Here is a 17,586-nt window from a genome sequence, read left to right on the forward strand (position 1 = left end):
ACATGCTGAATATAAACGAACTCCGGTCGTCCTATGGCGAAAGCGAAGTGCTTCACGGTCTGAACCTCGATGTCGCCCCCGGCGAGATTGTTGCGATCATGGGGCGCAACGGCATGGGCAAGACGACGCTGATGAAATCGCTGATGGGGCTGGTGCCGCCGCGCCATGGCACGGTCAGCATCGACGGCACCGATGTCACCACGCAAAAGCCGCACCAAAGGGTCGCCAGCGGCATTGCCTATGTGCCGCAGGGGCGGATGATCTTTTCGTCGATGACCGTGCAGGAAAATGTCGAAACCGGTCTGACCGTGACCGGCGAACGGTCGGTGCCCGAGGATATTTATGAATTGTTCCCCGTGCTGCTGGAAATGAAGGGCCGCCGTGGCGGCAACCTGTCGGGCGGGCAGCAACAGCAATTGGCCATCGCGCGCGCGCTGGCCTCAAAGCCCAAGGTGCTGCTGCTGGATGAGCCGACCGAAGGCATCCAACCTTCGATCATTCGCGAAATGGCCCGCACGCTGCGCCGTATTCGCGACGAAAAGGGCCTGTCGATCATCGTGTCGGAACAGGTTCTGAGCTTTGCGCTCGATGTCGCGGACCGGGTGGTGGTGATCGAAAACGGCGCCTTTGTCCACGACAGCCCGCGCGAAAATGTCGACGAGGCCAAAGTCTCGAAATTTCTTTCCGTCTGAACCAATACAGGGAGTTTTACCATGGCAGACACGCTGATTTCCGTCGATCTTTCGGAAAGCCCACATACCAATGAAAAGGTGCACAACCGTTGGCACCCGGACATTCCAATTGCCGTCTGGGTTGAGCCGGGCGATGATTTCAAGATCGAGACCTACGACTGGACCGGTGGGCAGATCGCCAATAACGACGATGCCGCCGACGTGCGCGATGTCGAGCTGGAGCAGGTGCACTATCTCTCTGGTCCTATTGGCGTCAAAGGGGCCGAACCGGGCGATTTGCTGAAGGTTCACATCCTGGACATCGGTGCCAAGGAAGAGATGAACTGGGGCTTCAACGGTTTCTTTTCCAAACAGAACGGCGGCGGTTTCCTGACCGAACATTTCCCCGAAGCGCAGAAATCCATTTGGGATTTCCACGGTATGTTCACCAGCTCGCGCCACGTGCCGGGGGTGAAATACGCCGGGTTGATCCACCCGGGTTTGATCGGCTGTTTGCCGGATCGCAAGATGCTGGATATGTGGAACACCCGCGAGAAGGGGCTGTTTGACACCGATCCCGACCGCACCCCGCAATTGGCCGCGCTGCCGACGACACAATCCGCCCATATGGGCGCGATGAAGGGCGAAGAACGCATGGCCGCCGCCGCCGAAGGCGCGCGCACCGTGCCGCCGCGTGAACATGGCGGCAACTGCGACATCAAGGATCTGTCGCGCGGCTCTACCTGCTATTTCCCGGTCTATGTCGACGGCGCGGGTCTTTCGATGGGCGATTTGCACTTCAGCCAGGGTGACGGCGAAATCACCTTCTGTGGTGCGATTGAAATGGCTGGCTGGCTGCATATCCAGGTGGAGGTCATCAAAGGCGGGATGGAGAAATACGGGATCAAGAACCCGATTTTCAAACCCTCGCCGATCACGCCAAAATATGACGATTACCTGATCTTTGAGGGTATCTCGGTCGATGAAGACGGTGGCCAGCACTATCTGGACGTTCACATCGCCTATCGTCAGGCATGTCTTAACGCCATCGAATACCTCAAGAAATTCGGCTATACCGGGGCGCAGGCCTATGCGATCCTTGGCACCGCACCGGTGCAGGGGCATATTTCGGGGGTGGTTGATATTCCCAACGCCTGTGCCACGCTTTGGCTGCCGAACGAGATCTTTGATTTCGACATCATGCCCGGCAGCGACGGGCCGACGAAGCATTTCGACGGCTCCATCGACATTCCGCTGGCACCCGATCTTTAACCTTTGACGGGCGGGCCTTTGTGTCCGCCCCTTTTCGCCCAGGAGGCGCAAATGCCCTATTACGATTATCTCTGCGAGACCTGCGGCCCGTTCACTGAACAGACCAGCATGGCCAATTTCGATCAGCCCTGTGATTGCCCGGACTGCGGTGTTTCGGCCCGCCGCGCGATTTTGCGGGCACCGATCCTGGCCAATATGGACGCCGGCCGGCGCACCGCCTTTGCCACCAACGAACGCGCATCACATGAGCCAAAGTCGACGCGCAGCCACGGACCCGGCTGCGGCTGTTGCTCTGGCAAGAAGAAACCCAGCCGCACGCTGCATCGTCCCGACGGTTCCAAAAGCTTCCCCTCGGCCCGGCCCTGGATGATTTCGCACTGATTTCGGGTGGCTTTGCGGCGATCCCGGTTGGGCATGTATGATGGTCTGCGGGAAACAGACCATCATACGGGTTGCCTGCGCCCCTAGTAGATCGCGGCGCTGGTTTCCGTATCAAAGACATGCAGCTGTGACGGCGACAGGCGGATTGTCACCTGATCGCCTTTGACGGGATGGTTGATGCCGCCGACGCGTACCAGAAGGCGGGCATCGCCAATTCCCAGACTAAGAAGCGCATCCGCCCCCAGCAATTCGTCCAGCAGCACCTGCGCTTGATAACACAGCGCGGCATCGTCCGGGGCACCGGACACCAGCTCTATATGTTCGGGGCGCACGCCCAATCGCACAGCAGTGCGGGCCCCGGTATCCACGGGCAAGGCGGGCAGCGACAGGCTGCCACAATCGCTGCGCCAGCCGCCGGTGTCGTCACGGGTCAGGTCGATGAAATTCATCGCCGGGCTGCCAATGAAGCCCGCGACAAATTCATCCGCGGGCGTGTCATAGACCTCGCGCGGGGTGCCGACCTGGGCCACAACGCCACCGTTCATGATGACAATGCGGTCGGCCAGCGTCATCGCCTCGACCTGATCATGAGTGACATAGACCGACGTGGCGCTTAACCGTTCATGCAGCTCCTGCAACTCCATCCGCATCTTCACCCGCAGCTTGGCATCCAGGTTGGACAGCGGTTCGTCGAACAGAAACACCTTGGGCGTGCGCACGATGGCGCGACCGATGGCAACCCTCTGACGCTGGCCGCCGGACAGGGCGGCGGGTTTGCGGTGCAGGTATTCGGTCAGACCCAAAAGCTCGGCCGTGCGCCCGACACGGTCCTGAATTTCGGCCGCAGGCACCTTTTGCAGTTTCAGCGCCATCGCCATGTTGTCGAACACCGATTTATGCGGATAAAGCGCGTAGTTCTGGAACACCATCGCCACGCCGCGATCTTTGGGGTCGACGTCGTTCATCCGTGTGCCGCCGATCATCAGATCGCCCTTGGTGATGCTTTCCAGCCCTGCGATCATCCGCAGCGTCGTGGATTTGCCACAGCCCGAGGGCCCCAACAGCACAAGGAACTCGCCCTCCTGGATTGTCAGGTCGAATTGTTGCACGGCCTCGACGTTGCCATAGGATTTGCCGATACGGTCCAGTTTTACTTCGGTCATTGTCGGGGTCTCACTTACCTGCGCCTGCGGTCAAACCGCCGACGATCTGTTTCTGGAAGATGGCTGTGATGATCAGGATCGGCACAATGGCGATCACGGTGGCCGTTGAAATCGTTTCCCAAGGGAAGGCATATTCGCCGGGATAAAGCGAGATGCCGACCGGGGCGGTGCGCATCGCGTTTTGTGTCATCAACACCAGCGCCAGCGGGAATTCGTTCCACGAAAAGATGAAGACAATCAATCCGGTCGCCACGAACCCCGGCCAGCTGAGCGGGATCACGATTGACCAGAAGATGCGGAAAAAGCCCATGCCATCCATGCGCGCGGCCTCCTCAATTTCGGGGGGGAGCGTGGCGAAATAGCTGGCCAGCATCCAGACCGTGAACGGCAGGAACAGCCCGGTATGGGCGATGATCAGCCCGGTATAGGTGTTGAGCAGCCCGAGGCTGAGGAAGTTCTGAAACAGCGACGGCAACAGCGACACCGGCGGGAACATCGACACCGCAAGGATGAAGACCATCAAAACGCCCGCTTTGCGCATCCCCAGCCGCGACAGGGCATAGCCCGCCATGCCGCCAAAGCTGAGCGCGACAATCGTACAGCCAAGCGCCACGATAAAGGAGTTCAGCACATAAAGCAGAAGTTCCGGCGAATTGGTGATGATGTTGATATAGTTTTTCAGGGTGAAAGGATCGGGCAGATACTGTGGCGGCCAGGCATAGATGCCTTCGGTGGTTTTGAGCGAGGTCAGCACCAGCCAGATGATCGGCAGGAAGGAAATCACCACCGACAGGATCACCAGCGTATACAGGCCGAAACGGGGACGGGTTTTCATGGCGATCAGTCCTTGTTCCGCAGGGTGAGGATATAAAGCAGGCTCATCGCGAAGATGACGAGGAACTGCACCACGACGATGGCCGCGCCATAGTTGAATTCGATGAAATCGAAGATCACCTTGTAGGCATAGAGTGACAGGCTCTCGGTCGCGGTGACCGGCCCACCATCGGTCAGGTTAAAGGGCAGCTCGAACGTGCGCAGCGCATCCATCGACCGCACGATCAGCGCCACGAGGATCGGACCCTTGAGCATCGGCAGGGTGATTTCACGGAACTCCTGCCAGCGGGTCATGCCGTCCATGCGGCCGGCCTCATATAGGTCGCGGGGAATGGATTGCAGCCCGGCAAGGATGATCAGCGCCATGAAGGACGAGGTTTTCCAAACCGCGACAACCACCATCGACCCCATCGCCAGCGTTTCATCGCCCAGCCAGTTGATCGGCCGATCCACGATGCCACTTTGCAATGCGGCGGCGTTGAAGAGGCCGTAATCGGTGTTGTACATCCAGCGCCACATCAGCGTGTTGAGCGCGGTGGGCAGGGCCCAGGGGAACAGCACGGCCAGCCGCGCGATGCCCTTGAAGCGGAAGTGTTCGTTCAGCAGCACCGCAAGCCCGATGCCCATCGCCAGCTCCAGCGGGATGGAAATGGCGGTGAAGGTCAGCGTCACCCAGAGCGAATTCCAGAACCGTTCATTGCCTGCCAGGGCGGCGTAATGTTTCAGCCCGACAAATTGATAGGGTTCCGTGCCGTCAATGCTGGATTGGCCGAAGCTCAGCACAATGGATTGCAGGATCGGATAGACGAGGATCGCAATGATCACGATCATCGTCGGCGTGATAAAGGCCATGCCCGTCAGATGCCTGCGCCTGTCGAGCGGTGAGGAGATGCTTGTCATAAATCCACCGTTTGGGTGTCAGCGCCCGGCCCGGCGACGCAAAGGCCGCCGGGAGCGCAGGTTTCGGTTGTTGGCTAGATCACTTGGCCGGCTTCACGCGGCCCGGATCATTCAGCCCGGATCATTCAGCCAGGAGGGCTTCGATCTGGGTTTGCGCGTCGGTCAGCGCCTCTTCGACCGACTTCTGACGGTGCAGCGCATTGGTGATTTCCAGCTGCATGATTTCCGACACGCGAGGGTATTTGGCACCCGATCCCGCCGAGGGGCGGACCACGCCGAAATCATAGTTCTTGCCGAATTTCGCCAGCACTTCGTTTTCGGCCATCGACGGATCGTCATAGACGCTTGGGATGGTGGGCGCGCGATTGTCCTGGACCGCGGCGACCAGCTGTTTTTCCTTGGCAGTGAAATCCGCAAGGAATTCGGCGGCGGCTTCCTTGTTTTCGGAATTCGGATTGATGCCCAGGAACCAGCCCCCCATCGTGGTGGAATTGGCCTCTTCGTGGCCCGCGAAATACGGCGTGCGGGTGAAGTCGAATTTACCGGCGACGGGGCTGTTTTCTGCGCTTAGCGGGGCATGTACAAAGTCCTGCACCATCAGGAATGCGGCGCGACCCTGTTGGAACAAGGTGCGGGCATCATCGGGACGCGCGTTCAGGATCGACGCAGGCGTCAGGCGGTGTTCATGCACCATATCAACCATGAATTGCGTGGCTTCTATATTGGCCTGCGAATTCACCGCAACATTGCCATCCGCATCATAGAAACCGCCGCCATTGCCATTGGTAAAGGCCAGCCAGTTCATGAACAGGCCTTCGATCTTGGCCCACATGGACACGAAACCGTAAAGCTGCGGGTTGCCTTCGCCGTCGATGATGGTTTGCGACGCAGCCAGCACATCTTCCCAGGTTTTTGGCACGTCCAGATCGTATTTTTCCAGCAGATCGGTGCGATAGAAGAAATGGATGCCATCGGCATAAAGCGGCAGCGCATGCACCGCGCCATCCACGGTCGAGGCCGCCAGAAGCGAGGGGTTGAAAGCGTCAATCGTGGCGTCATCCAGCAGGCCGTTCAGCGGCTGAAGCCAGCCACGCTGGGCGAATTCACCGGCCCAGATCACATCCACGGCATAGATATCCGGTGTCGGGCTCTTGGCGGTCAGACCGGTAACGTACAACTTGCGGGTTTCGCCGGGGACATCCGACACCTTGTTCCACTCGATGCTGACATCGGGGTTTGCGGCGGTGTAGCTTTCGATATTGCGTTCGACCGCCGGGCCATAGCCGCGCGAGCCGATGGATAGCACAAGGTCCTGGGCAAAGCCGGGCATCGCGGTTAGGGCCGCTGCTGTGGCCAAGGCTGATATGGTGAATTTCATGGTTGTCCTCCCTTAGATTGTTGATGCGTCTCAGCCGGTTTTGGCCGGATCGCGAAACGCGTTTTCGATTGTGGTTTTCTGGGCCATCAGGTGGCTGCGCACATTGGCGACATGCTGGGTTTCGTCGCGCACCGGTGTGGCCGCCTCTGCCACGGTCAGCAGGCACACCATGTTGCCGTCGGGGCCATGGATGGCGACGCAATAGCGGCGGATGCCCTTGGCGTTGCCCATCATGTCATATTGCATATGGGCCGGATCGACAGCGGCGATCATCGCGTGCGCCTCGGGCCAGTCCAGCGGCCGCCGGTCGACGCCGGCGGTATAAAACGCCCCGGTGTCCCAGGATTTTTCCAGCGTTTCCACCGGGCGATGCGCCAAGGCCAGCCGCGAAATTGAATCGAGCTCATAGGCGCCGCGCATGAACCCCGGAAAGGCCCGCAGGCGGATCGCCTGTTCCGGGTGCTGCTGCACAATGTGCCAGAGCATGTTGTGGCCGCTTAGCACAACCACCTCGGCCGCGACGGTCAACCGATCGCTCAGCACCGCGCAGGCCTCGGCCAGCAATTCAGGGTCAAGCCCGGGGCAATGCAGCCGCCGCTGGAAGCTGAAATTCGCCATGATCTTGCGGGCGGCGGTGCGGTGCACCAGCCCCAATTCCTGCAATTCGGTGATGATTCGATAGCCGGTCGAGGCCGGAAGCCCCGAGCGTTCGACGACCTCTTGCGCGCTTAGCCCGTCGGCTTCGGGGCCGGTCAGGGCCTCTAGAATTGCGATCACTCTGCTTGATGTACCGGACATTCTTGATTCCTATATCTGGATTTGTTACTACCATATTTAAGAAATGGGTCAACAGTTGACCTGAGAAACACAAAGGGACGGAGCCGCACATGAGACCAAATATCCTGTTTATCATGTCCGATGATCATGCCTCCAAGGCGATTTCGGCGTATGGTCATGGCATCAACCAAACCCCCGGCATCGACCGAATCGCCAAAGAAGGCATGCGGCTCGATCATTGTTATGTGACCAATTCGATCTGTACCCCGTCGCGTGCTGCGATCCTGACAGGTACGTATAACCATGTGAACGGCGTGACCACGCTGGATACCCATATCGACAACCGCTGGCCCAATGTGGCGAAACATCTGGGGCAATCGGGGTATCAGACCGCGATGATCGGCAAATGGCATCTGGGCGAGGGCAAGCCGCATGAGCCGACCGGATTTGATTATTGGTCTGTGCTGCCGGGGCAGGGGGATTATTTTGATCCCCTGATGATTGAAATGGGCGAGGACCGGACAGAACCCGGCTATGTCACCGACATCATCACCGACAAAAGCCTGAACTGGCTGAAAGAGCGTGACACCGACCGGCCATTTTTTCTTATGTGCCATCACAAGGCGCCGCACCGGAATTTCGAACCCCACCCGCGCGACCGCGACATGTTTGACGGTCAGGACATCAAGGTGCCCGCCACATATAATGACGATTACGCCAATCGCGCGCGTGCCGCGGAACAGGCGCGGATGCGGGTGCGGATGGATCTGAAATATGCCGATCTGGGGCTGATCCAGCCCGAGGGCGGCGCAGAGGTGGGCGAACGTTGCACCCCCGGCGATGTGGATCGCCGCGTGCCGCACCCAACCGATCCCCGCGATCTGGTGCTGATTGACCGGCACACCGGCGAAAATTTTACCTTCGAGACCGAAGAGGAACTCGCGCTGTTCAAATACCAGCGCTACATGAAGCGCTATCTGGCCACGATCAATGCGGTGGATGAAAATGTCGCGCGCATGTTGGATTGGCTGGACGAAGAAGGTTTGGCCGAGAACACCATTGTCATCTACACCTCGGATCAGGGGTTTTTCCTGGGCGAACATGGTTGGTTCGACAAACGGTTCATGTATGAGGAATCGCTGCAAATGCCTTTCCTGATCCGCTATCCCGCCGCCATCGCGCCGGGATCGGTGGCCGGTGACATTGCCACCAACGTCGATTTCGCGCCCACGTTCCTTGATTACGCCGGTCTGCCGGTGCCGAGCTATATGCAGGGGCAATCAATGCGCCCGGTGCTGGAACAGGATGTTCCAGAAAGCTGGCCGCAAAGCGCCTATCACCGCTATTGGATGCACAAGGACGAACACCACAATGCCTGGTCGCATTACGGGCTGCGCAGCCATCGTTACAAGCTGATCTATTGGTATAATTCGGATCTGGGCCAACCCGGCGCACATGGTCCCGATGAACCCCCGGAATGGGAACTGTTCGATTGCGACAAGGATCCGCTGGAGCTGATGAATGTGGCGGATGACCCGGATTATGCGGATGTGTTTGATGATATGCTGGCACAGTTGGATGCGCGTATGGCCGAAATCGGCGATGTGCCCGAACATGACAGCATCGGTGCGCGGCGGGCGGCGTGAGCGGCTCGCTTCACGAAGTGTGATGGCCTGCGCTTTGGTTTAGGGTCAAGACCCATTGATCCTGCGCCAGAGGCGTATGATTAATGGGGGCTGCCCCTCGCGCGGGTGCTGACCGACACAAAATTATTGGACCCTTTTGATGACTGCTTGTTCGTCCACGCCGATGCCTTCGCGAATTCCGGTGCAATCCCGGTTTTGCACGGCCCAGATCAGCCCGCTTGGTGCGATCCTGCATGATCTGTGGTTCAACTTGCCCGGTGGGCGGGCGTTCAGCCCATTGGCCGAGGCCGATTGGGCCGGGAAGGTCGCGCCCGGATCTGTGCCGGACCTGTCCCCGCATCTGGTCGAACTGGGCGGCGAATGGCCCTGTGTGCCCTTCGGTACCTCATCCGCCGATCCGCAGCACCATGGGTTTTGCAGCAATGCCGATTGGACGCTGGAAGAGACCGATGGCCGCACGGCGCGGCTTGCCATCACCTATCCTGACGGCCACGACATCGCGTCGGTTCGGCGCGAGATCCGGTTGTGCGATGACCGGCCTGCGGTGGAATTTCTGCTGGACATCACACCCGCCCGCGACTGTCTTTTGCCGATCGGGTTGCATCCGATTTTCCGGGTGCCTGACAGCGCGGCGGGCGGCAGTCTGGTCTGGCGCGGTGGTGAACAGGCGACGACGATCCCGGCGGAACTTGCACCGCCGGGCATGGCGCTTTTGCCGGGAACGACCGTGACAAAAGGCGGGGGAATTCCGACCCGTGACGGGGCGAATGTGACCTTTCCGGCGGAATTTACCCAGCAACGCGAAGCTTTGGTTCAGATCTGGGACTGCGATGGGCAATTCGAACTGCGCTACGGTGCCGAAGGGGCCGGCGTGCGTTTGACCTGGTCAACGGAAGATTTTCCGCATTGCCTGTTGTGGCTGGCCAACCCCGGCGCGCCGATCCCGGGATTGGGGCAATTCACCGGTTTGGGCGTCGAGCCGGTGTCCAGCCTGTTCGACCGGGGTGTCATGCCCTTTGATCCGGTGCTTGAGGGCCGCAAGGCCGGGGTCGAGCTGCGGGCGGGGCACATCTGGCGCACGCGCTATGAAATCAGCGCCTTTGCCTTGGGGCAAGAGGCCTGATCGCGCCCATCGCCGCGGGGTGGGTTTACCGATTCCGGGCGGAGCGGGCGGTACAGATACGCCATCTGCATCCCTCGGGCGTCGTTGGCCGTGATCCGGTCAGGGGGAGCGCGGCGATAAAACTGTTGTGGAACCGACCTTCCGGCGCGTTCAATCTGGCACGATGACCTGCGGCTGTTTTGGCGGTCTGTCGGGTGGGATGCCGTTTGCTGTGCGCCGAATCTAACTTTCTGTAATTAAGACGAAAATCCCCTGCCGCCAGAGCAGCGCAACATTACGCGAAAGTGGTGAGATCGGATTGTCCGCCCTGCGTGACAGATGCGGGTGTCCGGTTTCTGTTGGCACTAGACGCTCCTGATCAGCTGCATATCTGCACAAAATTATTTTAAACATTTGGCTTGACGCAGCTTCATTTTCGTCGCTAATGTTTAAAAAAATAAAATACACTTCACGCATATTTCATCAATCAAATGGGAGGAAACCAAATGTACAAAACCATGATGGGCGCGGCGATTGCTGCGGTGACGGCAAGCACGGCCTTGGCCGAATTGAACGCCGATACCGAAGGAACACTAAAGATCTTTATGCGGGACTCGCCGGATTTTGTGGTGGCGGCGGATGCAACAATCGCCAAGTTCAAAGAGCTTTACCCCAACGTGACGCTTGATATCCGTTACAATACGCCAGCGGGCGATTGGGCCGGATACACCAACAAATACCTCAATCAGGTTGCCGCCGGGGACGCGCCGGATGTGGTCGAGACAGCCATCGAAGGCTTTGAGATGATCGCATCAACCGGGTTGCTGGCCGATCTTGCGCCGCTGATCGAAGACAGCACAGAGCTCAGCAGTGTTGTGGCCGACATCGATCCCAACCTTCTGAACGCCATGAAATCGCGGTCGACGGGCGAATTGAACTACTATCCGTTGCAGTGGAACAACGTGGTGATCTACTACAACATCGACCTGTTTGATGCCGCCGGGCTGGAATATCCCCAGGCTGGCTGGACATGGGAAGAGTTCGCCGAAACCGCAAAGGCGTTGACGGTTCGCGACGATTCAGGCGCAGTCGAGCAATGGGGATACATGATCCCCGGCAATCAAAATTTCGTGCTGAGCCCCTGGTTCTTCAACAACAATACCGACAAACTGACCGAGGACTGGACCGCATCGAATGCAAAGGACCCGGCGTTTGCGGAATCAATGGAATTCCTGCACAGCCTGATCCACGACCACAAGGTATCGCCGACCTACGAAGAGCGGCTTGGCACCGAAGAATTCATTGCCGGACAGGTCGCGATGTTCAGCTGTGGCCATTGGTGCGTGCCCGCATTGCGTGACGCTGGATTGAATGCCGGCATCGCCATGCCGCCCGTCGCCAAAGAGGGCATGGACCCAGTGACAGTGTTCGGCATTGGTGGCTTGGGTGTGCTCAAGGAGTCGCCGAATATGGAGCTGGCTTTGGAATGGCTGCGGCTGTTTGCCGGAGATGATTTCCAACGCACCGCTTCGGAAAACCTGTTTTCGATCCCGGCCACGAAGAAGTGGGCAACCACAGAGGCTTATCTGGCATTCCCGGCCAACGCGGAAATCTACTATGACTCTGCGAGCCGTGTCCGTTCCGTAACCGCGCCTTCGAATTTCCGCCAGGTCGAAGACATTTTCCTGCGCCATCTCGCCGATTACATGACCGGCAATGCCGAATTGGAAGATGCTGTATCATCCATGGACTCGGAATTGACGCGCGCCATGCGACGGGCCCGCTAACCACGTCTGGCACCCATGGTGCGCGCAGGTGATGCGCGCACCTTTTCAGCCCCATAATTCGTGAGTTCCAAATGCTCGTAAAATCAATACAGCGCCAGCAGGCAATTGCCGGCTATCTCTTTGTCGCGCCTGCATATGTCATCTTTCTCTATGTCATGCTGGCCCCCATCGTCATCACAGTGGTTGGATCGTTCTTCTACGTAGAGCGTTTCAATCTGAGCTTTGAATATGTCGGGCTGGAAAATTTCCAATGGGTACTTTCGGATCCGCTTTTCTGGAAAACCGTCAAAAACACCATTGTTTTCGTGCTCTTCGCGGTGATCGGCAATGTGTCCCTTGGGCTGTTTGCCGCGGTTTTGATGAACCGGGCGCTGCCCCATTGGGCGCTCTATGTGTTCCGGTTGGTGTTCTTTTTGCCCGTGCTGGTGGCGGTGTCTTCGGTCGCCTTTGTCTGGCGGGCGCTATATTCCACTGACTTCGGCCTGATCAACTATTACCTTTCCAAGATCGGGTTGCCCGCGATCCATTGGCTGACCGATGCCGATATGGCGCTTGTGTCGATCGTGATTTTCGATGTGTGGAAGTGGTTCGGCTTTTACATGATCATCTTTCTCGCGGCGCTGCAAAACGTGCCCCGTTCCCTGATCGAAGCCGCAAAGATTGATGGCGCGCGCCCGCGCAGCATCTTTTTCAAGATCACCCTGCCGATCATTTCGCCTGTGATCTTTTTTGCCACGACCTATGCAACGATCACCGGGCTTCAGGTCTATGACTCGGTGCGTGTCATGACCAACGGCGGCCCCGGCGACGCCACCCGCGTGACCGTCATGTATATGGTGGACGAGGCTTTCAACGGCGGTGATATCGCCACCGGTGCTGCGGCCTCTGTGGCGCTGCTTGTCATCGTTTCCCTTGTCGCAATTGTCCAGTTTCTGGCTGGCCGCAAGCTGGTGCATCAATGATCCGTACATATTTCCAAACCGCCAGTTCGTTCGAAAAACGCGACTGGATTGCCATGCTGGCCTTGATCGTGATTGCGGTGTTTGTCGGCATGCCCTTTGTCTGGATGTTTTCGACATCTTTGCAACCCGGCAAGGGGCTGGTCCTGCCGCCGACCTATGTCCCCGAAGACCCGTCGCTTGACGCATATCGCAATCTGTTCACCTCGCGCGTGCCGTTTTTGCGCGCCTATTGGAACAGCGTGTTCATCGCCGTCATGACCACCCTTGGGGTGCTGGTCAGTTCCAGCCTTGCCGCCTTTGCCTTTTCCCGGCTGGAGTTCCGGGGCCGGGCGGTCATGTTCGCCCTGATCCTGATGAGCCTGATGGTCCCGGCCAGTTTCGTGCTGATCCCGCTGTTCTTTCAGTTCGCTTCGATCAAGATCCTGGATTCGATCTGGGCGCTGATCCTGCCAACCCTGATTTCGCCGCTGGGCGTGTTCATGTTGCGGCAGTTCATGGTCAGTCAGCCGGTCGAATACGAAGAGGCGGCGCTGATCGAAGGTGCAAGCTATTGGTCGATCTTTCGGCGGGTGTCCCTGCCACAGATGGCACCGGCAATGGCATCACTGGGCATCATCACCTTTGCATCAAGCTGGAATAACTTCTTGTTGCCACTCGTTTTTGCCCAGAACCAGGGACAGCTTACCTTGCCCTTGGCCATCCTGACCATCGCCACAACGGGTGAATACACGGATATCGCGGGCATCATGGCCGGTGTGACATTGTCACTGGCGCCATTGTTCATCGTTTTCCTCTTTGCACAGAGATTCATCGTCGAGGGCCTGACCGGCACCGGGATGAAAAACTAGGAGTTGCCGAAATGGCGTCAGTAGAAATCAATAATCTCGTCAAGAAGTTCGGTGAACTCGAAGTCCTGCAGGACATTTCACTGACCATCCCCGACGGAGAATTCGCCGTGATTGTCGGGGCCTCCGGCAGCGGGAAATCTACCCTTCTTCGCCTGATTTCGGGCCTGGAGGGGATCAGTTCGGGGACGATGAAATTCGGCGACCGCGTGGTCAATGATCTCGCGCCGGTCGAACGCGGCGTTGCCATGGTGTTTCAGAGTTATGCGCTTTATCCGCATATGTCGGTGTTTGAAAACATGGCCTTTGGCATGCGCGAACGCCGCGAGCCGAAGGAGCAAATTCAGCAAAAGGTCGAAGCAGCGGCGAAGATCCTGCAAATCGGACATCTGCTGGACCGCAAGCCGAAGCAGCTTTCCGGCGGCCAGATGCAACGCGTGGCCATCGGACGTGCCATCGTGCGTGATCCGTCGGTCTTTTTGTTTGATGAGCCGCTTTCGAACCTTGATGCAAGCCTGCGTGCCACCATGCGCGTCGAGCTGAAGAAACTGCATCGCGAATTGGGGGCGACGATGGTTTATGTCACCCACGACCAGATCGAAGCCATGACCATGGCGGACAAGATTTTCGTGATGCACGAGGGCAAGGTCGAACAATTCGGCCCCCCGCGCGAGGTGTTCAGCAAACCCGCTTCGGTCTTTGTGGCGACCTTCATCGGATCGCCAAAGACCAGCATTTTGCCCTGCCGTGCCGAAACCCCGGACGGGGCGCAGCTGCGCATGTCGTTTGCCGACGGAGAGACCCTGTCGACCAGCATTCCAGAAGGCGCCGCAGTGTCGCGGCTTGGCGATGTCAGCCAGGTCGGGGTGCGGCCGGACGATTGGCAAATCCTGCCGGAAACGGCCCAGGGTTTGGATGTAAGGATCGCAAATCTCGAAGATCTTGGGGCGGAATTGCTGCTGCAGGTCGACAGCCCCTATGGCGAATTCACGATCCGACAGCCGTTCAGCGACATGCATGCTGTTGGCGATCAATTGCGGCTGGGCATCAAGCCCGGGACCGCACATCTATTTGACAGCGACGGAAAAAGGGTCTGAAATCATGGACTTCGGAAGTCATTTTACCTATGCGCATGACGCACAGGAACATATCTCTTTTCCGCTGGGCGGGCTTGGCGCGGGCTGTCTTGGCCTGTCCGGCCGGGGCCGGCTGGTTGATTGGGAAATCTTCAACCGACCAAACAAGGGGTCGACACATGGATTTTCGCACTTCTTGTTGCGTGCGGAAAAGGACGGGAAAATTGTCGACAGCCGTATCCTGAACGGCCCGATTGATCGCAACCGATCGGGCGACATGACCGGAGAGCGGTTTTCGTCCTTCGGGTTTGGCGTCAAGCGCGAATACCTTGCCGGGTTGCCGCATTTTCGCGAATGCGTCTTTCGCGGGTTCTATCCGGCGGCGGAGATTGATTTCATTGATCTAGACTTCCCCGGTTTCGTGACAATGCGTGCGCTCAGCCCCTTTGTGCCCGGCGATACCCGGACCACGGCGCTGCCGGTGGCGATGTTCGAAATTGCGGTGCGCAACACCACGGAAGAGGCGCTTGATTTCACCCTTTTTGGAACGCTGGCCTCTGATCCGAATTGCCCGCAACAGGCGCGGGTTGTGTCCCGCGACGGGGCCGGCAAGACATTGTTCTTTGATCCGAACCCCGAGGCACAATCCGACGATATGGCGCATGGGGCGCTGGCGCTTTCGATGCTGGATGGCGATGTGTCGCATCAGCACTACTGGTATCGGGGCCATTGGTTTGACGCCTTGCAGAAATACTGGAACGCGGTCACGACGCCGGGGGCCTTGCCCGATCGGCAGTATGACGGGGCGCTGGTGGCAGGGAAGGGCGGTTCGGTAAATGACCGTGATCACGGCACGCTTGCCTCGCGGATGCGGGTCGACCCCGGTGAAACCCGGAAATTCAGGCTGGCGATCAACTGGCGGTATCCGAATTTCGAACGCTATTGGGACTCCAACATTCGCACCGCGCCGAACGACGGCTCTGTGCCGGATCGGTGGACATTGCAACATTCGGTCTGGTGGCCGACAATTGATGCTGCGGTCGATCAAACGGTGTCGGACTGGTCGCCAATGTGGCAGCAAACACGCAAATTTGCCGAGGTTCTGCGCCAAACGGATCTGCCGGACCCGGTGCTGGATGCCATCAGCTCTACGATCAGCACGCTGAAATCGCCCACGGTCACCCTGTTCAAGGACAGCGTTTTTTATGGCTTTGAAGGCAGCCATATGCAGGAAGGCTGTTGCGAAGGCAGTTGTACCCATGTCTGGAACTACCAACAGGCCTTGCCCTTTTTGTTTCCCGATCTGGCGCAAAGTCTGGTGGCGACAGATTTCGAGTTTCTGCAAGATCCCGACACCGGCGGGCTTGCCTTTCGCACGCCCTTGCCTTTGGGCGCGGTGCGCAATCTTGACCGGGCGGCGGTGGATGGCCATTACGGCACCGTTCTGCGCGTCCTGCGCGAGGCCAAGGTCACAGGTGACGACAGCTGGCTGCGGGACAATTGGCAGCAGGTGAAAGCGGCAATCGGCTTTGCATGGCACCCCGACAATAACGACAAATGGGATCCCGAAAAGACGGGGATCATCACCGGACGCCAGCACCATACGTTGGATATGGAATTGTTCGGGCCGAATTCCTGGCTGACCAGCTACTATCTGGCCGCGCTGAAGGCGGGCGTTGAAATGGCGCAGATGGTCGGCGACACCGAAGCGGCGCAGGACTTTGCCGCGATCTTTGACCGTGGCAAGGCATGGGCTGACAGCAATCTGTTCAACGGGCGGTATTACGGCCAGAAACTGGATCTGAACGACAAGGCCCTGTTGCTTCAATATACCGACACAAACCACCCGATCATGGCCGACAACGATGCCGATCATACGGCGGCGGATGGCCCCGCACCTGTCCGCGCTGTCACCGCAGACGCCATTTACTGGAACGAAGAAGCCGGCGAAATAAAGTATCAGATCGGCGAGGGCATGGTCATTGATCAGGTGACAGGCTGTTGGCTGGGCGCGCTTTGCGGTGTGAGTGAGGTGTTCGATCCCCGGCAAGTGTCCGCATCGTTGAACGCCACATTTGCCGAAAGCTTCCGGGCCGACCTGCGTCAGACCGCCAATCCATGCCGTGTCTATGCGGTGGATGGCGAGGGGGGGACGCTGATTTGTTCCTGGCCAGAGGGGACACATCGACCGGATATTCCGCTGCCGTATTCACAGGAAACCCAAGGCGGATATGAATATGCGTTTGGTGGTGCGCTTTTGATGGCGGGCGAATTGCGCAAAGGCGTGCAGGTGTTCGAGGCGATCCGCGGACGGTATCGCGGATGGAACCGCAACCCCTGGAACGAGGTCGAATGCGGGTCGAACTATGCCCGTGCAATGGCCAGCTATGCCGCGTTGCCGCTGATGTCCGGCTTTGACTACGACCTTGGCAAAGGTCGCATGGGCTTTGCCCCAAAGGTTGACTGCTGCGGGCGTTTCCAAAGTTTCTGGGCGCTTGGCGGGGCCTGGGGGCAGGTCCGGGTTGAGGAAGGCATGCTTCGACTGTCGGTCTTTGGCGGCGGGCTGCGTTTGCGCGAATTGACCTTCGATGGCAATGCCGATCAGGCGACGCTCTGTGTGAATGCGGATGCGATCGCAGTCACCTCTCGAACGGCGGATGCCTTGCGGTTTGACGATGTGCAGCTGCGCACCGGGGATGAGCTGGTGGTGTCCGATCTGGGCCCGCGCAAGGGCGCGACCATCGCAATAGACACATTGTCAGCCACGCCGGGCAACTGCGGCTGCTGACATC

The 17,586-nt window shown here is 58.6% G+C and carries 15 protein-coding genes; 10 read left to right on the top strand and 5 right to left on the bottom strand.

Annotated elements, in window-relative coordinates:
- The first annotated feature begins 2 nt into the window (after positions 1-2).
- Genes urtE through Q4577_RS04410 form a run of 3 tightly spaced genes read left to right on the top strand, consistent with a single transcriptional unit; the run spans position 3 to position 2,324 of the window.
- Positions 3-692: an urea ABC transporter ATP-binding subunit UrtE gene (urtE, locus tag Q4577_RS04400; protein WP_303468494.1), complete on the top strand. Its 690-nt coding sequence runs from the start codon at positions 3-5 to the stop codon at positions 690-692.
- Between the two features lie 21 nt (positions 693-713).
- On the top strand, positions 714-1,943 hold the full coding sequence (fmdA, locus tag Q4577_RS04405) for a formamidase (RefSeq protein WP_303468493.1): 1,230 nt from the start codon (positions 714-716) through the stop codon (positions 1,941-1,943).
- 51 nt (positions 1,944-1,994) lie between these two features.
- Positions 1,995-2,324: a zinc ribbon domain-containing protein gene (locus tag Q4577_RS04410; protein WP_303468492.1), complete on the top strand. Its 330-nt coding sequence runs from the start codon at positions 1,995-1,997 to the stop codon at positions 2,322-2,324.
- An 83-nt stretch (positions 2,325-2,407) separates the two neighbouring features.
- On the opposite strand, the gene Q4577_RS04415 is transcribed toward Q4577_RS04410, so the two are convergent.
- From Q4577_RS04415 to Q4577_RS04435, 5 genes are all read right to left on the bottom strand, one after another.
- Positions 2,408-3,487, bottom strand: coding sequence for an ABC transporter ATP-binding protein (locus Q4577_RS04415; protein ID WP_303468491.1), 1,080 nt, complete (start codon positions 3,485-3,487; stop codon positions 2,408-2,410).
- A gap of 10 nt (positions 3,488-3,497) precedes the next feature.
- On the bottom strand, positions 3,498-4,322 hold the full coding sequence (locus tag Q4577_RS04420) for a carbohydrate ABC transporter permease (RefSeq protein ID WP_303468490.1): 825 nt from the start codon (positions 4,320-4,322) through the stop codon (positions 3,498-3,500).
- Between the two features lie 5 nt (positions 4,323-4,327).
- Positions 4,328-5,221 carry a carbohydrate ABC transporter permease gene (locus Q4577_RS04425; protein ID WP_303468489.1) on the bottom strand — a complete coding sequence of 298 codons (894 nt, stop codon included), beginning with the start codon at positions 5,219-5,221 and terminating at the stop codon, positions 4,328-4,330.
- 121 nt (positions 5,222-5,342) lie between these two features.
- A complete protein-coding gene (locus tag Q4577_RS04430) occupies positions 5,343-6,599 on the bottom strand; it encodes an ABC transporter substrate-binding protein (protein WP_303468488.1) in 1,257 nt (418 codons plus the stop codon).
- Between the two features lie 30 nt (positions 6,600-6,629).
- Positions 6,630-7,397, bottom strand: a complete 768-nt coding sequence (locus tag Q4577_RS04435) for a helix-turn-helix domain-containing protein (protein ID WP_303468487.1) — start codon at positions 7,395-7,397, stop codon at positions 6,630-6,632.
- A gap of 89 nt (positions 7,398-7,486) precedes the next feature.
- On the opposite strand from Q4577_RS04435, the gene Q4577_RS04440 reads away from it, so the two are divergent.
- The 7 genes from Q4577_RS04440 to Q4577_RS04470 all read left to right on the top strand — a co-directional run bounded on the left by Q4577_RS04440 (position 7,487) and on the right by Q4577_RS04470 (position 17,582).
- A complete protein-coding gene (locus tag Q4577_RS04440; RefSeq protein ID WP_303468486.1) occupies positions 7,487-9,022 on the top strand; it encodes a sulfatase in 1,536 nt (511 codons plus the stop codon).
- A 139-nt stretch (positions 9,023-9,161) separates the two neighbouring features.
- Positions 9,162-10,145 (top strand): hypothetical protein, encoded by a 984-nt coding sequence (locus Q4577_RS04445; protein WP_303468485.1) that lies wholly within the window; start codon positions 9,162-9,164, stop codon positions 10,143-10,145.
- 485 nt (positions 10,146-10,630) lie between these two features.
- Positions 10,631-11,911: an ABC transporter substrate-binding protein gene (locus Q4577_RS04450; RefSeq protein ID WP_303468484.1), complete on the top strand. Its 1,281-nt coding sequence runs from the start codon at positions 10,631-10,633 to the stop codon at positions 11,909-11,911.
- A 71-nt stretch (positions 11,912-11,982) separates the two neighbouring features.
- Positions 11,983-12,873, top strand: a complete 891-nt coding sequence (locus tag Q4577_RS04455; protein WP_303468483.1) for a carbohydrate ABC transporter permease — start codon at positions 11,983-11,985, stop codon at positions 12,871-12,873.
- Positions 12,870-13,721: a carbohydrate ABC transporter permease gene (locus tag Q4577_RS04460; RefSeq protein WP_303468482.1), complete on the top strand. Its 852-nt coding sequence runs from the start codon at positions 12,870-12,872 to the stop codon at positions 13,719-13,721. The genes Q4577_RS04455 and Q4577_RS04460 overlap by 4 nt, the downstream gene beginning before the upstream one ends.
- A gap of 11 nt (positions 13,722-13,732) precedes the next feature.
- Positions 13,733-14,815 (top strand): ABC transporter ATP-binding protein, encoded by a 1,083-nt coding sequence (locus Q4577_RS04465; RefSeq protein WP_303468481.1) that lies wholly within the window; start codon positions 13,733-13,735, stop codon positions 14,813-14,815.
- Between the two features lie 4 nt (positions 14,816-14,819).
- Positions 14,820-17,582, top strand: coding sequence for a GH116 family glycosyl-hydrolase (locus tag Q4577_RS04470; protein ID WP_303468480.1), 2,763 nt, complete (start codon positions 14,820-14,822; stop codon positions 17,580-17,582).
- Positions 17,583-17,586 lie beyond the last annotated feature (4 nt).

This window comes from Marinovum sp. 2_MG-2023 (genome assembly GCF_030548265.1).
GTDB lineage: Bacteria > Pseudomonadota > Alphaproteobacteria > Rhodobacterales > Rhodobacteraceae > Marinovum.

Bases quoted from the DNA above. Each gene is read 5' to 3' on its own strand.
- Q4577_RS04450 (WP_303468484.1), top strand. From the start codon at position 10,631: ATGTACAAAACCATGATGGGCGCGGCGATTGCTGCGGTGACGGCAAGC.
- Q4577_RS04425 (WP_303468489.1), bottom strand. From the start codon at position 5,221: ATGACAAGCATCTCCTCACCGCTCGACAGGCGCAGGCATCTGACGGGC.
- urtE (WP_303468494.1), top strand. From the start codon at position 3: ATGCTGAATATAAACGAACTCCGGTCGTCCTATGGCGAAAGCGAAGTG.
- Q4577_RS04445 (WP_303468485.1), top strand. From the start codon at position 9,162: ATGACTGCTTGTTCGTCCACGCCGATGCCTTCGCGAATTCCGGTGCAA.
- Q4577_RS04415 (WP_303468491.1), bottom strand. From the start codon at position 3,487: ATGACCGAAGTAAAACTGGACCGTATCGGCAAATCCTATGGCAACGTC.
- Q4577_RS04435 (WP_303468487.1), bottom strand. From the start codon at position 7,397: ATGTCCGGTACATCAAGCAGAGTGATCGCAATTCTAGAGGCCCTGACC.
- Q4577_RS04410 (WP_303468492.1), top strand. From the start codon at position 1,995: ATGCCCTATTACGATTATCTCTGCGAGACCTGCGGCCCGTTCACTGAA.
- Q4577_RS04440 (WP_303468486.1), top strand. From the start codon at position 7,487: ATGAGACCAAATATCCTGTTTATCATGTCCGATGATCATGCCTCCAAG.
- Q4577_RS04460 (WP_303468482.1), top strand. From the start codon at position 12,870: ATGATCCGTACATATTTCCAAACCGCCAGTTCGTTCGAAAAACGCGAC.
- fmdA (WP_303468493.1), top strand. From the start codon at position 714: ATGGCAGACACGCTGATTTCCGTCGATCTTTCGGAAAGCCCACATACC.
- Q4577_RS04455 (WP_303468483.1), top strand. From the start codon at position 11,983: ATGCTCGTAAAATCAATACAGCGCCAGCAGGCAATTGCCGGCTATCTC.
- Q4577_RS04465 (WP_303468481.1), top strand. From the start codon at position 13,733: ATGGCGTCAGTAGAAATCAATAATCTCGTCAAGAAGTTCGGTGAACTC.
- Q4577_RS04470 (WP_303468480.1), top strand. From the start codon at position 14,820: ATGGACTTCGGAAGTCATTTTACCTATGCGCATGACGCACAGGAACAT.
- Q4577_RS04430 (WP_303468488.1), bottom strand. From the start codon at position 6,599: ATGAAATTCACCATATCAGCCTTGGCCACAGCAGCGGCCCTAACCGCG.
- Q4577_RS04420 (WP_303468490.1), bottom strand. From the start codon at position 4,322: ATGAAAACCCGTCCCCGTTTCGGCCTGTATACGCTGGTGATCCTGTCG.